At 42.0% G+C, this 13,044-nt stretch carries 12 protein-coding genes; 5 read left to right on the top strand and 7 right to left on the bottom strand.

What is annotated here, in order from left to right:
* Positions 1-124: 124 nt before the first annotated feature.
* Entirely contained in the window at positions 125-1,081 is a 957-nt protein-coding gene (locus MSWH1_RS10775) for a bile acid:sodium symporter family protein (protein WP_048128424.1), read from the bottom strand.
* 625 nt (positions 1,082-1,706) lie between these two features.
* Between MSWH1_RS10775 and MSWH1_RS10780 the strand changes: the two genes are divergently transcribed.
* Both MSWH1_RS10780 and MSWH1_RS10785 read left to right on the top strand, forming a co-directional pair.
* The gene (locus MSWH1_RS10780) at positions 1,707-2,405 is read left to right on the top strand and encodes a S4 domain-containing protein (RefSeq protein ID WP_048128426.1); all 699 of its coding nucleotides are present in this window, start codon (positions 1,707-1,709) and stop codon (positions 2,403-2,405) included.
* A gap of 28 nt (positions 2,406-2,433) precedes the next feature.
* Positions 2,434-3,102, top strand: a complete 669-nt coding sequence (locus MSWH1_RS10785) for a DUF2119 domain-containing protein (RefSeq protein ID WP_082088239.1) — start codon at positions 2,434-2,436, stop codon at positions 3,100-3,102.
* 149 nt (positions 3,103-3,251) lie between these two features.
* Here MSWH1_RS10785 and thsA read toward each other — a convergent pair whose 3' ends face one another.
* The 3 genes from thsA to aspS all read right to left on the bottom strand — a co-directional run bounded on the left by thsA (position 3,252) and on the right by aspS (position 7,414).
* Positions 3,252-4,895 carry a thermosome subunit alpha gene (gene thsA, locus MSWH1_RS10790; protein WP_048128428.1) on the bottom strand — a complete coding sequence of 548 codons (1,644 nt, stop codon included), beginning with the start codon at positions 4,893-4,895 and terminating at the stop codon, positions 3,252-3,254.
* 387 nt (positions 4,896-5,282) lie between these two features.
* On the bottom strand, positions 5,283-5,987 hold the full coding sequence (gene rpiA, locus MSWH1_RS10795) for a ribose 5-phosphate isomerase A (RefSeq protein WP_048128430.1): 705 nt from the start codon (positions 5,985-5,987) through the stop codon (positions 5,283-5,285).
* 92 nt (positions 5,988-6,079) lie between these two features.
* Positions 6,080-7,414 carry an aspartate--tRNA(Asn) ligase gene (gene aspS / locus MSWH1_RS10800; protein WP_048128432.1) on the bottom strand — a complete coding sequence of 445 codons (1,335 nt, stop codon included), beginning with the start codon at positions 7,412-7,414 and terminating at the stop codon, positions 6,080-6,082.
* 554 nt (positions 7,415-7,968) lie between these two features.
* Between aspS and MSWH1_RS10805 the strand changes: the two genes are divergently transcribed.
* Both MSWH1_RS10805 and MSWH1_RS10810 read left to right on the top strand, forming a co-directional pair.
* Positions 7,969-8,379, top strand: a complete 411-nt coding sequence (locus tag MSWH1_RS10805) for a cupredoxin family copper-binding protein (protein WP_048128434.1) — start codon at positions 7,969-7,971, stop codon at positions 8,377-8,379.
* Between the two features lie 619 nt (positions 8,380-8,998).
* A complete protein-coding gene (locus MSWH1_RS10810) occupies positions 8,999-9,679 on the top strand; it encodes a metallophosphoesterase (protein WP_231585747.1) in 681 nt (226 codons plus the stop codon).
* Positions 9,680-9,784: 105 nt separating this feature from the next.
* On the opposite strand, the gene tnpB is transcribed toward MSWH1_RS10810, so the two are convergent.
* Entirely contained in the window at positions 9,785-10,897 is a 1,113-nt protein-coding gene (tnpB, locus tag MSWH1_RS10815) for an IS200/IS605 family element RNA-guided endonuclease TnpB (protein WP_048128436.1), read from the bottom strand.
* A gap of 28 nt (positions 10,898-10,925) precedes the next feature.
* Here tnpB and tnpA point away from each other — a divergent pair, with 28 nt between their 5' ends.
* Positions 10,926-11,339 carry an IS200/IS605 family transposase gene (tnpA, locus tag MSWH1_RS10820; protein ID WP_048128438.1) on the top strand — a complete coding sequence of 138 codons (414 nt, stop codon included), beginning with the start codon at positions 10,926-10,928 and terminating at the stop codon, positions 11,337-11,339.
* Between the two features lie 144 nt (positions 11,340-11,483).
* Here the strand turns inward: tnpA and MSWH1_RS10825 are convergent, their stop codons facing one another.
* Positions 11,484-12,209, bottom strand: a complete 726-nt coding sequence (locus MSWH1_RS10825; RefSeq protein WP_369798599.1) for a phosphoribosyltransferase — start codon at positions 12,207-12,209, stop codon at positions 11,484-11,486.
* A complete protein-coding gene (locus MSWH1_RS20875; RefSeq protein ID WP_082088112.1) occupies positions 12,200-12,349 on the bottom strand; it encodes a hypothetical protein in 150 nt (49 codons plus the stop codon). The genes MSWH1_RS10825 and MSWH1_RS20875 overlap by 10 nt, the downstream gene beginning before the upstream one ends.
* Between the last annotated feature and the right edge of the window lie 695 nt (positions 12,350-13,044).

The raw sequence follows: 13,044 nt of genomic DNA on the forward strand, positions 1-13,044 counted from the left end.
AAATAGAAAAATAGATGAATACAGGAAAAATCCGGGAAATCTGTTGTGATATTCCCGAATTTTATCCTGCTTTCCAACCTCGTTTCTACTTTTGTAAAACCCTTCAAGGTTTTACCCCAATTTCTTAATGTATATGCCCGCTAATTCTGGGCATCTCACTTTCATCGGGATCAGGTACGCTGGTTTTTGACCAGTGTCCTGCAAGGAAAGCTCCGGACAGATTGTGCCAGATGCTGAAGATTGCACCCGGAAGTGCTGCAGCAGCTGTAAAATGTTTTATCGCAAGAGCAACACTGAGACCCGAATTCTGCATTCCGACCTCAATTGCCAGGGTTCTTGCTTCTGTTTCGCTAAGCTTGAAAGCTTTTGCAACCCCGTAGCCGCCTGCAAGGCCCAGCCCGTTGTGCAAGATCACGGCAACAAGGACTAGAAGACCACTCTGCTCAAGGTTTTCGCTGTTTGCCCCTATGATTATGGCAATGATAACAACGATTGCGAGAGCTGAGATTGCCGGAAAGACATCTCTGACTGCTGTTATCCTTTTTTCAAAGAAATAATTGATTGAAAGTCCGAGGACTACAGGCACAATAACAATATTTACAACACTAACAAGCATGCCCATGACGTCCACCTCCACTGTCTGCCCGATAAAGAGCCAGGTAAGGAAGGGAGTTGCGAGAAAGGCAACCATGGTAGAGACAGATGTGAGCACTATCGAGAGTGCAACATCTCCTTTTGCAAGGTAGCAGATAACATTTGAAGCCGTACCGCCGGGACAGCAGCCAAGCAGGATCACACCGGTGGCAAGGTCGACAGGAAGCTTTAGAGCCAGACAGACCATCCACGCTGCCAGAGGCATAAGGGTGTACTGCATGAGGGTGCCCAGAATGACCACATAAGGCTTTTTCAGGACTGCAAGAAAATTGCCCACTGAAAGTGTGACTCCCATCCCGAGCATGATCAGGCTCAAGAGGGGTACAATAAGATTATTATGGGGGGCAAAATACCCTGGATACACATACGCTACTGCAGATAGGAGTATCGCCCACAGGGGGAATAATGACGTAAATTTTTTAAGCATTTTTTAGTACACCGTCTCTTCAAATTGACACTTGAGTCATTAAATAAACTGAGATATAATTACTCTTTTTTGATATTTAGTAGGACATGTTCGATATTTGTAGGTTTTAAGCATTTATAAAAAGAAAAGAAATGATATTATTAATAAGTTTTTATTTTTTTGCAATGTATAACCAGAAAAGTCGGATTTGTTTCTATACTTGCGAAAAAACCGGGTCGTGTTTGTTCATATAATTACGAACAAACATGAGAGTATGAAAACCATTGTGGAAAAGATCAACCCAAAATCAAGGATACCTTTCTCGTTTCATCGAATTCTTGACATACCGTTCACAACATGGATTTATTTGACGTTTTAAAAAAAAAAGCAAAACACTCTCAAAAATCCCCCAAACTAAATTATTCGATAACTGACAACGTTCTACCACTCGGTGATTTTATATAAAGATCTCAAATTGCTTTGAAAATCGATGTTTTACTTTGATTTGACTTTAAATAATGATATCAGTGAACTACATACCAGTGAACTACCATCCTGTTAAACGTTCAGGGCACTCAGTGAACTCAGAATTTCCCGGAAGTCCACTTGCTACTTATATATATAGGCTCTGCCGATACAATCCCCCATGAGACTGGATTCATACCTTGTAGATATGGGACATTTCAAGTCCAGGGGACGAGCCAAGACTGCCGTTCATGAAGGAAACGTTAAAGTCAACGGCACTGTGGTAACAAAAGTCTCCAGAGACGTCTCAGTTGATGACATAATAGAAGTTGTCGAAGGCCTTGACCAGCCACAGGGCTACTTCAAACTCAGGCTTGTTCAGGAAGAAAGTGAGATCCTTAAACCTGGAGACAGAGTTCTTGACATGGGATCGAGTGCAGGTGGTTTTCTCCTTTTTGCATCAGATATTGCAAGCCACGTAAAAGGCATAGAGTTCAGCCGGGATTTCAGGAGCGAACTTGGGAAAATTGCATATGAGCGGGAAAACGTTGAGGTAATATTCGGGGATGTGTTTACCATACCTCTCAAGGAACTCTCTGAGGAACCCGTGGATGTTATTCTCTCGGACATGACTCTTGAACCTGAAGACTCAATCAAAGCCCTTGCCAGAGTGCTCCCTCTCCTGAAAGAAGGGGGAAGGCTGCTCCAGGTAATAAAAATAGGAAAAAAGAAAAACCCGAAGCCAATCCTGAGCAGGATCGAAGACCTGGGGCTTGAAGTCCAGCAGGTTATCAGTTCCGAAAAGCAGGAGATTTACGTGGTTGCAAGAAAACTTCTGTCTGAAGAAATAAATCAGCTTGAAGAACAAGAATCAGCCTGAAGAAAAAAACCAAAAGGGATTAAAACAGATGAAAGTTACTGAAAAAGCTGGATCCCCTCCGGACAACCTCAATTGTACAGACACGTGCCCCACACATAAATACACTAACGAGACCGAACTGAGGGTATATGGGCAGGGAAAACCTGTTCGCCTCTTTGCTGCAGGGCTGCATGGAGATGAGTGGAAGGACACAACGGAAATCCTGCTGAAAATAGAGCCTCCTGAAAAAGGCACCCTTGCATTAATCCCTCTTGTCAACAGGGGAAAATATACTTCAACCCTGGACCCTGCTTACTATCCGGTAATGGGAATAAGTATACTCGAAGCCATTGAAGCCCTGAATCCTGAAATTTATATTGAGCTCCATTCTTATTCCAGAGAAAACTTTGAAAAACTTGCGGGGGAAGACAGGCTGGAAAGAATCGGAGTACCTGCCTACAGCATCCTGAAAGAAGGAGTATTACTGGGTTCGGTTTCTCCCTGGATTAGGAGAAAGTATTTTCCAAAAGAAGCCCTTTGCCTCTCTTTTGAGATCCAAAAAGGAAATCCCCGATCAAGAGAATTTGCTGCCAGCATGCTTGAAGTCCTCAAAGAAAACGAGTCAAGGGATGAGTTCGTTGAATACCTGAGAAAAGAATTTCCTGAGCAGGCAAGAAAAGCTATTGAAGATTACCGCCGTTTTTACGGGGAAATCTGAGAGCTTACTTCTGAGAATTTGAGAAAAAAGAAATAAACCTTAATTGGTGACATTTCTTCCAAAAAAGAGAGCCGCAGAAAAAAATCTGCAGCTTTTTCTGTAATAAACTAAGTTACTTCTTTTCAATTATTAAACTGAAGTATCAGGTTTTACCTGTGCATATTAAGTGCAGGTGCTGACATGCCTTCGTAGGTACTTGCCATATGCTCGGGTTTAACTTCCTGCATTGAGGCACTCTGAGCGCGGAGCATACTGTCCACACGAAGCACCATTGCCGCAGTTTCGGAACCTGATTTGATGGAGTTGACCTTTACTCTGAGAGGGTCAACAACACCTTTTTCAAGCATATCTTCAGCATCACCGGTCAGGATGTTTAAACCTGCATTTTTGTTTTCTGCATGCTTTGCGCGGAGGTTCAGGATGGTGTTGATGGCATCCAGGCCTGCGTTTCTTGCAATTGTCCTTGGGATTTCTTCAAGAGCTTCAGCAAAAGCTGTGATTGCCATCTGTTCCCGTCCACCTACGCTGGAAGCATAAGAACGGAGTGAGAGTGCAACTGCCATCTCCGAAGCTCCGCCTCCGGCAACGACCTTGCCATCTTCAACCACACATTTCACAACTTTAAGTGCATCATCAATTGCACGCTCCAGGTTGTCCACCACATGCTCAGTCCCGCCGCGAAGAACGATTGATACGGATTTTGCACCCTTGCAGTCCCTGAGGTAGGTTTTACCCTGATCGTCATCCCTGTCCTGCTCAAGGAGCCCTGCGTGCCCGAGTTCTTTTTCTGTAAGTTCCTTGATGTTCCTTACAGGCCGGCCTCCCGTAGCGTCAGCAAGGTGCTGCATATCATCACTCTTCACCCTGCGAGTTGCGTAGATACCCCTGCTCTGGAGGTAGGCTGAGACCTTGTCATCCATACCCTTGGAGCAGAAGACAGCATTTGCGCCTGCTCTGATTATGTAATCTGCCATCTCAAAGAGGGCCGCATCCTCTTGCTTTACGAAATTTTCGATATCACTTACGTTGTTGATTTGAAGCTTTGCCTTGTTTGCGGTCTTTGCGGTTTCCATAGGAGCATCAATGAGCGCGATATTGGGATTTACAATTTTGAGAGGGAAGTTTTTATCGAGTGCAACCTTGTCGATTACAACTCCCTCTACAAATTCCGTCTTCTCAACAAGCCCACCGATGTCTTTTGTAAGGATAATGTTTTTAAGGTCGGCTTTTCCGTCCTCATGAATGGCAAGAACTGCATCCACGCAGAGTTCTGCAATCAAACGGCTGTATTTTTCGGAAGCTTTGCCAGTGATGGAGGTTCTGGCAGTTTTTATAAGCAATTCTCTGTCTTCCTCACCTGCAGTAATTGCCAGGTCCTCTAAAATCTCAACAGCTTTTTCTGCTGCAAACCTGTAACCTTTGACAACAACTGACGGATGTACTCCATTTTCAATAAGGTCTTCTGCTTTTTCCAGCAGGGCCCCTGAGAACACAACAGCGCTTGTGGTCCCATCCCCTGCAGAACTTTCCAGGGACTGGGCAACCTCCACAAGCATCTTGGCTGTCGGGTGCTCAATGGACATATCGTGTAAGATAGTAGCACCGTCGTTTGTGATGGTAACGTCCCCCAGAGGATTCACAAGCATCTTGTCCATGCCCCGGGGTCCAAGCGTACTCTTAACTATGTTTGCCACAGCTTTTGCAGCTGCAATGTTCATGCTGAGTACATCTTTTCCCTTTGTTTGTTCCTTACTCGGATCTATTATGTAGATTGGCTGGCCACCTTTATCCATCTGAACAAAACCTCCTGAAAATACATAGTATAAATTGAAGGATAAATAATTGATAATTTGAAGTTGTTTTCCGGCTTGCGGTTACTTTATCTCAGGTATCGAACCCGAGAACCTTGTTTTACGCAATTTACTTGACTTGCAGATAGTAATTGATCAGAAAACTACTGATAATACTTCTATAAAAATATATCGGTAAGACCTGTGATTCTACAAAAAGGACGCTGTTTCCGCTTCCTGTTATGCGATAAAGATGAAAAAGGCAGTACCCTGTCCTACTTACCACAGAGTACTGTAGGAAAATGTTTGCAAGAAGCACTTCTGCCTTTATTGTTTATGATCCTGTTTAACTCATTTTTGATCCCGTTTGTTTCTGCCTGCTTATCCAATTTATTTCTGCTGTACTATAACCTTTACAGATCCGTTTTTATTTCCTATGTAAAGCTCATCCACATTGCAAAAAATACCGTGCTCAACCACTCCTGGAATCGCAGACAGTTGAAGAGCAAGAGCTTCCGGGTCTTTTATAAGACCAAATTCTACATCAAGGACAAAGTTCCCGTTATCCGTTATTACGGGACCGTCTTTTTTTACAGCAGACCTGAGTTGCGGTTTTCCACCCAGTTCCAGGATCTTCCTTACTGCAAGTTCTTTTGCAAAGGGCAGAACCTCCACAGGCACGGTTTTATCAAGCTGCATGCTCGTTTTCGACTCGTCAGCTACAACCACAAACCGTTTTGCAGAAAAAGAAACGATCTTTTCCCTTGTATGAGCCGCTCCTCCTCCTTTAATAGCACGGAGTTCGGAGTCGATCTGGTCAGCTCCGTCAATGGCAATGTCCAGTTCAGGGTGCTGGGCTAGAGTAGTAAGGGGAATTCCAGCTTTAATTGCCAACATCTCAGATTGATAAGAAGTAACAACTCCCAGGATATCGAGCCCTTCCTCCTGCACACAACGTCCAAGTTCCTTTATAGTGTATGCAACTGTTGAACCTGTGCCCAGCCCAACAACCATTCCAGGGCTAACAAGCCTGACTGCAGCAATCCCAGCTGCCCGTTTTTCGGGAGAATCAGTAGAAGTATTTCTTTCCGTCATTTTATGTTCCGCCTTTCAGCTTTAAAAAAGTTAGCAAATATTTTTCAAAAACAGGAAGTCCTTTCAAGCTTAAAAGAAAATATTGGAGGGGATCAGGGAGAAAGTCTTCTCCTGTCCCTCGGGAAGAGTACCGTATCCCTGATATTGTCAGTTCCGAGCATGGTCATGACAAAACGCTCACAGCCCAGTCCCCATCCGGCATGCGGAGGCATTCCGTATTCGAAGGCTTTAAGGTAGAACTCAAAACCGTCAGGGTTTAAGCCCTGGGATGCTATCCTGCTCTTAAGCAGGTCAGGAATGTGAATCCGCTGAGCTCCTGAAGAAAGCTCCATTGTCCGATGCATCATGTCAAAGGACTTGCTGAACTCAGGCCTGTCCTCATAAGGCATGGCATAGAAAGGTTTGATCTCTGTGGGCCAGTCGATAATAAAGTAATGGGATTCACCTGTAGTTTCGTAGACATAATCTCCGACTATATGTTCTCCAAAAGTGCCGAGATCGTCTCCCCAGTGCATTTTCTCTTCCGAGCGGCTGTTTATGATCTCAATTACCTCGTCATAAGTGAGCTTCAGGAAAGGAGTCTTCGGAACCTTCAGTTCAACCCCCAGTATTCCAAGGGAGGCTTTGCAGTTCTCAATTACCCGGGTATAGACGTAAGCAACCAGGTTTTCCAGAATTTCCATTACATCGAAGTGGTCGGCAAAGCTGACTTCAACATCAATAGAAGTGGCTTCGTTTAAGTGCCTGCGGGTATCGTGTTCTTCTGCTCTGAAAATGGGGCCAATTTCAAAGACCCTGTCAAACCCACCGCTCATGAGGATCTGCTTGAAAAGCTGGGGGCTCTGGTTGAGGAAGGCTTCCCTGTCAAAATAGGTGATCGGGAAAAGAGAAGTTCCACCTTCGGTTGCTGTAGCAACGACCTTTGGAGTTGCTGTTTCAATAAAGTTATGCTTTACAAAATATTCCCTGATAGCCTGGAGAGACTCATGCCTTATCTTAAAAACCGCAGTTGTCTCGGCTCTTCTCAGGTCAATAAAGCGGGAGTCAAGCCTCGTGTCCAGTTCGGCTTCTACCTTTCCGGTTGTGTCCATAGGAAGAGGGGAAGCTGCCATGTTCAGGACAGTGATCTCTTCGGGGAGCAGTTCATAACCGTTAGGAGCTTTTTCTTCAAATTTGACAGAGCCAGTTACGGAAACTACGGACTCGCGAACAAGCCTTCTTGCTGCATCGAAGAGTTCTTTGTCAATTTTTTTCTTTACAAGTGTGATCTGAGCCTTTCCTTCCCTGTCCCTGAGAACAACGAAACAGATCCCTCCGAGGTCTCTGACCTCATAGACCCAGCCTGCAAGGGTTATTTTCTGACCGTTATCAACTTTTTCAGGCTTGACATCGGTTGTATAATGTGTTCTGAGATTTGCTAAAGACATAAATTCACCTTAATTAGGAGATAAATTAAACGTAAATATAAGAATGAAGCTGAAACGTAGGTGAATAGTCATAACTCATTATTAATGTATTTGTTCCCCGAGTTGCGCCTCGAGAGTACTCGGTCCTTTTCGCTCCACTTCGTTCCGCTCAAGAGGACTAATTTATGGGTTTAACGTTGCTATTGCTTCAATCAAAAGGGTTTATTGAAGCTTCGATTTGGTTTTGAAGCTATGGATTATAATCCCGAAAGTTATTTTTTGCGCTTGAGAGGGAGGATTTATAGACGGTGGAAATTGTACTTTGCTCAACCGGATAAAGACAGGGAAACATAGTAGAAACTGATTTACTGAACTGAGTTTCCAAACGGGTTACGAGAGAGGTAAGGATTGAATAAAGAAGTAAAGAGTAAAAGAGTAAAAAAAGTATAAGAGTAAAAGAGTAAAAGAGTAAAAAGAGTAAAAGAGTAAAAGAGTAAAAAGAGTAGAAGGGTAAAAGAGTAAAAGAGTAAAAGTAAAAATATAAGTGTAAAAACTGAGTTAGAGAGGAAAATAGCGTGAGAAAGGAAATCATAATTTTTCTGATAATTTTAAGTGTGCTTTTTGTTGTGGGTTGTGCTGACAACGGAGCTTCAGAAAAACCTGCACTTTCCACACCTGTCGAAGGAATAGATGAGGGGGAAATAGCGGGAACCGTAGAGGCTGCGACAGGAACAAGGGATGATATTATTGATGTCAAGATCCAGGGCTACAAATACATACCCCAGAACCTTACTGTTAAAGTTGGACAGACTGTAAAGTGGACTAACAACGATACTGTTCTCCATGATGTGGTAGGTTCGGGTATTGAGTCCGAGTACCTTCAAAAAGGAGAGGCATTTACCTATACTTTTGAGAAGGAAGGAACGTACCAGTATATCTGTACAATACACCCCTGGATGGAAGGGAAGGTAATTGTAGAGGTCTGAATAAAGAAGAGAGTTCATTAAATGAACTCAGCAAGAATTAAAGGCTGATAAGAAGCGTCGTGTAGTAAATAATCACATATCAGCGCTCTGTAAAGATATTCTAACCTATCGGAAAAGTACGCTGGAAGATCGAGTGAACACGCGTCTTTTGTAGAACATTTTTTGAAGAATATTTATTTATAAACTACAAAACTTGAAAAACGGAATCCAATTGTATTTTAAGTTCAAAACCCAAAAGAAGGGATCTTTTTTAAGAGACAAAAACCTCTTCTGCGAGTCCGGGCCTGGCGCACGTCCGGTGACTGCATAGAAAAAAGAGGCTGAAATACCTGAAAAGATTATTTTCTTCATTTTTGTGCCTACTGTTCATGAATGAAGATTAAATAAATATTAATACAATTCAAAAGAGATTGAGTTATAAAACCTTTTTATTATAACGAATTATAATTAGATTTGCAAAAATATGTATTTTCCCCAGATACCTATATATAATGGCACTGAATTAGAAGGTTCTGAATATAAACAATATTATAAAATTTCAGAAACAGGGGAGTAAAAAATTATACAGATTGTACACCTTTCAGATATTCATTTTTCAGAAGCATATTTTGTCCCGGAAATTGCAGAATCCATGTTGCAGAACATAAATCAGCTGGATCCGGATATTGTGGTAATTACCGGCGACCTGACAGAAAACGGGTTTTCAGCCGAATATGATGGAGTTAAAAGATTTATTGACAGGATTGAATGTAAAGATAGAGTCCTTGTCCCTGGAAACCACGACTCCAAAAATGCCGGGTACCTGCACTTTGAAGACCTTTTCGAAAACAGGTTCTCAACCAGGAATCTTGGAGATGTAACCGTTGTGGGAGTTGACTCCTCCCAGCCGGACATTGACGAAGGGCACCTGGGAAGGGAAAACTACGGCTGGATCAAAGAAGCATTTTCCGGAGAGAATTTCAAGGTCTTTGCCCTGCACCACCACCTTGTCCCGATCCCTCTTTCGGGCAGGGAAAACACTGTCCTTGTCGATGCCGGTGATGTCCTTGACCTCTTGAACCACTGCAAAGTAAACCTTGTGCTTTGCGGGCACTGCCACATTCCTCATGTCTGGAACCTGAACAATATGCTTGTTATAAATGCAGGCACCATCTGTTCTTCCAAGACCAGAGGCAAAACGACGCAGTGCTTTAATTTGATCCAGGCTGAAAACGAAAATTCAGATGGAAATTGGAACGTCCGGATATCAAGGGTTTTCCCGCAGGGGAATCTGGAACTGGTCACAGAAACCGTAATGTGAAGGGCAAGTGAACTACCACTCAGCTAAAGACTGAGTGGCTTCTTGGTTCATTCCTCCCTCTATTGAGAGCAAGTCCCCAAGCTCATCCCCGTAGTCCCTATGGTGTCATAATCCAATTAGATTCTGATCTATGAGAGCGAATTTTTTGATATTGATAGCGGCATTAATGTCTCTATCGTGTTTGGTTTTACAGTCTGGACAAATCCATTCTCTGTCTTTTAGCTGAAGCTCTTTATTGTGGTATCCACACACACTACATAGCTTAGAAGAGGGTTCAAATTGTCCTATTCTCAGGACGGTTTTTCCAAACCATTGAGCCTTATATTCCAACTTTATTACAAAACTACTCCACGCAGAATCACTTATAGCCTGTGCTAAGTGATGATTCTTAACCATGCCTTTAACATTTAGAGTTTCCAGAGCTACAGCTTGGTTTTCGCTAACAAGTCTAAAAGAGAGTTTGTTCTGGAAGTCATTTCTCTGATTTGTTATTTTGTCATGGAGTACAGCAAGTCTTCGTTTAGCTTTTGCCCTGTTCTTAGAGCCTTTCTGTTTCTTTGAGACTCTTTTCTGTAATACTTTGAGCCTTTTAAGAGAGTTTTTCAAGTACTTTGGATTCTCAACCTTTTCTCCTGTTGAAAGGACAGCAAAGTCTTTGATACCTACATCAATTCCTACTGTTGTTGATTCTGTGAAAGCTTCCTTTACTGGAAGTTCTTTTCCATCTTCAACAAGGATACTGATATAGTAATGTCCTTTACATGTCCTTGATACCGTAGCCGTTTTGGGCTCTCCTTCAAACTTCCTGTGAAGAACTGCTTTAATTGGTTCTATTTTAGGAAGCTTGATAGTATTATTTTCAAAGTTTACAGTGTAGTGTTGAGGTACAGGGAAAGACTGTATCGGATTCTTTTTTGATTTGAACTTTGGAAACCCTGTTTTCTCTCTAAAGAATCTAGTGAAAGCGGATTCAACCTGCTTAGTCATCCCCTGTAATGATTGAGAGTTAACTTCTCCTAACCACTCATTAGAAGCCTTTAGAGTAGGAATTAATTTGTTTAAATCAAATCTGGAAATTGATTCCCCTGTCTGCTCATAAGTTTTAATTTTCTGGTCAAGTGCCCAATTATAGACAAATCTACAGCTACCTATATGCTGATTCAATTGAATAGCTTGTGTAGTTGTAGGATAGAGTCTAAATTTGAACGTTTGCATCATACAAAGGCATTATATGCTTTAACAACACATGTACTTTTTGGTAAATACGAAGTATGAAACACGGAATCATAGCAAATTTTTGTTAATGTATCATGTYATTTTTGTTTGCAAATACCAAAAAGTCATACTTGAACCAATTAGCGAAGAACTCAAACAGATTATGATTGACATTTCAAAAGAGTCTAACTTTGAAATCCTTGAAATGGAAACTGACAAAGACCATATTCATTTCTTGATCAAGAGTGAGCCGAAAGTTAGCGTTTTGTCAATTGTCAGAAAATTGAAACAAGAATATACTAACAGGTTATGGAAAACTCAAAAAGAATATCTGAAAAAGTATTATTGGGGTGAGAATACGTTATGGGGTGATGGTTATTTTGCGTCTACTATCGGAAATGTTAGTAAAGAGGCGGCAGAATATTACATACGGAATCAGGGGTGAAGTTGACGCTTATATCCCCTGAGCTAAAGACTCAGGGGTTTTACGCTTCTTCATATAAAATCTATTGATATTTCCTTTTTCGTTGAATTTTTCTTCCTTTTTTGTTTTTTATTATTCTGAAAACACAGATGAAATTAATTACACCTACTTCTTCCGGACCCGCCATCCGACCAGATTATCCGTTTCAACCCTCTCAACATCATTTCTCTTAGCCAGATCGATCAGAATTTCAAGCAATTCCTGTTCACCTATCTTGATCTCGTATCTCTTCTTAAACTCAGCAGTGATCCGGGAGAGATCAAGAGTCCTGTCCCCTAAAATCTTTTCCGCAAACCCTGCCAGATCCTCATAACGGGCCCATGGGTAGATTATCCAGCGCCACCTGACAACCTTCTGGCCATAAAAATCCGGGGTGAAGGAAGAACAGGTCTTGTGCTGGAGGACTGCAGTTCTGATCTCGGCAGGTCTAAGGCTCTGCACGTAGTCAACCGAAAGGTTAAGGGTCTCTCCGGTGTCTGTGACGTCGTCCACAATGAGCACTTTTTTCCCGCTTATGTCCACGGAGATGGGAAACTTTATCCTCGCTTCTGCCTGCATATCCGCCCCCCTCATGTAGTGCTCGACTTTCATAGAAGTCAGGTCGTTGAAAAGCAAAAAATCGCAAACCAGCCTTCCAGGCACATAGCCTCCCCTCCCTATTGCAACGATCAAGTCAGGCTGATAACCCGAAGCTTTGATTTGCCGGGCAAGAAACCTGGAAAGGCGAAAAACTTCTCCAAAGCTCATGAGCTCGCACTTGAAAAAACTCTTTTTTGCCGGAGAGCACCTGGACTGTCGGGCTGCTTTTTTTGTTCCAGTGTTCAGATAAATCGCCTTCTGCCTGAATTCTTTCTGCCTGAATTCTTTCTGCCTGAATTCTTTCTGCCTGAATTCTTCCTGCCTGAATTCTTCCTGCCTGAATTCTTCCTGCCTGAATTCTTCCTGCCTGAATTCTTCCTGCCTGAATTCATTCTGTCTGAATTCCTTCTGTCTGTATATATTCATCAATAAAACCGTAAAGTGAATGAGAAACTTATCCTTCCCGTAGTCGGCAGAAGCCCGGATAAAAAATGCATCCTTTTACCGGGTTCCGGGAGGTAAGAGAAGTAAAATTAATATTTGAAAAACATCTCCCGATTTTGATCCCCCAATTATAATTTTACTGGAAAATATATAAGGTTACTTTTGCAAAAGAGTAAAGATCTCCTCCTTTTTATTAAGTTAAAACAACCTTTAGATTTACTTTTTCAATGTTTTGAAAACTTTAAAAGCCAAAATAGGCAGAGATAAAAAAATAACTCGACTGAAAATACGGAAATCAGCTCCAAAAGCGGTAAAAAACGGTATTTTTATATACCTGCATTCCAGTACTGTTTTTACCTACAAAAGGGATTTTTCGTGATAGTTATTAAAAGGAGGATAACAGTTATGGACTTTAAAGCAGTTCTTGCAGTACTTGTATTTTGCACTCTTTACTGGATATATCACTTTTCAGCCGGCGCTATAGCCTGAGAAAATATCTGAAAAAGGAGGATAACAGTTATGGATTTCAAAGCAGTTCTTGCAGTACTTGTATTTTGCATTCTTTACTGGATATATCACTTTTCCAACGGAGCCATTGCCTGAAAAGAAAAAGAAAAGCAATGCGAGGAATTCCATAAAAATA

Source organism: Methanosarcina sp. WH1 (assembly GCF_000970005.1).
In the GTDB taxonomy this organism is placed as follows: domain Archaea; phylum Halobacteriota; class Methanosarcinia; order Methanosarcinales; family Methanosarcinaceae; genus Methanosarcina.

Bases quoted from the DNA above. Each gene is read 5' to 3' on its own strand.
- MSWH1_RS10785 (WP_082088239.1), top strand. From the start codon at position 2,434: ATGAAAGTTACTGAAAAAGCTGGATCCCCTCCGGACAACCTCAATTGT.
- rpiA (WP_048128430.1), bottom strand. From the start codon at position 5,987: ATGACGGAAAGAAATACTTCTACTGATTCTCCCGAAAAACGGGCAGCT.
- thsA (WP_048128428.1), bottom strand. From the start codon at position 4,895: ATGGATAAAGGTGGCCAGCCAATCTACATAATAGATCCGAGTAAGGAA.
- aspS (WP_048128432.1), bottom strand. From the start codon at position 7,414: ATGTCTTTAGCAAATCTCAGAACACATTATACAACCGATGTCAAGCCT.
- MSWH1_RS10780 (WP_048128426.1), top strand. From the start codon at position 1,707: ATGAGACTGGATTCATACCTTGTAGATATGGGACATTTCAAGTCCAGG.
- tnpB (WP_048128436.1), bottom strand. From the start codon at position 10,897: ATGATGCAAACGTTCAAATTTAGACTCTATCCTACAACTACACAAGCT.
- MSWH1_RS10775 (WP_048128424.1), bottom strand. From the start codon at position 1,081: ATGCTTAAAAAATTTACGTCATTATTCCCCCTGTGGGCGATACTCCTA.
- MSWH1_RS20875 (WP_082088112.1), bottom strand. From the start codon at position 12,349: ATGAATTCAGGCAGGAAGAATTCAGGCAGGAAGAATTCAGGCAGGAAG.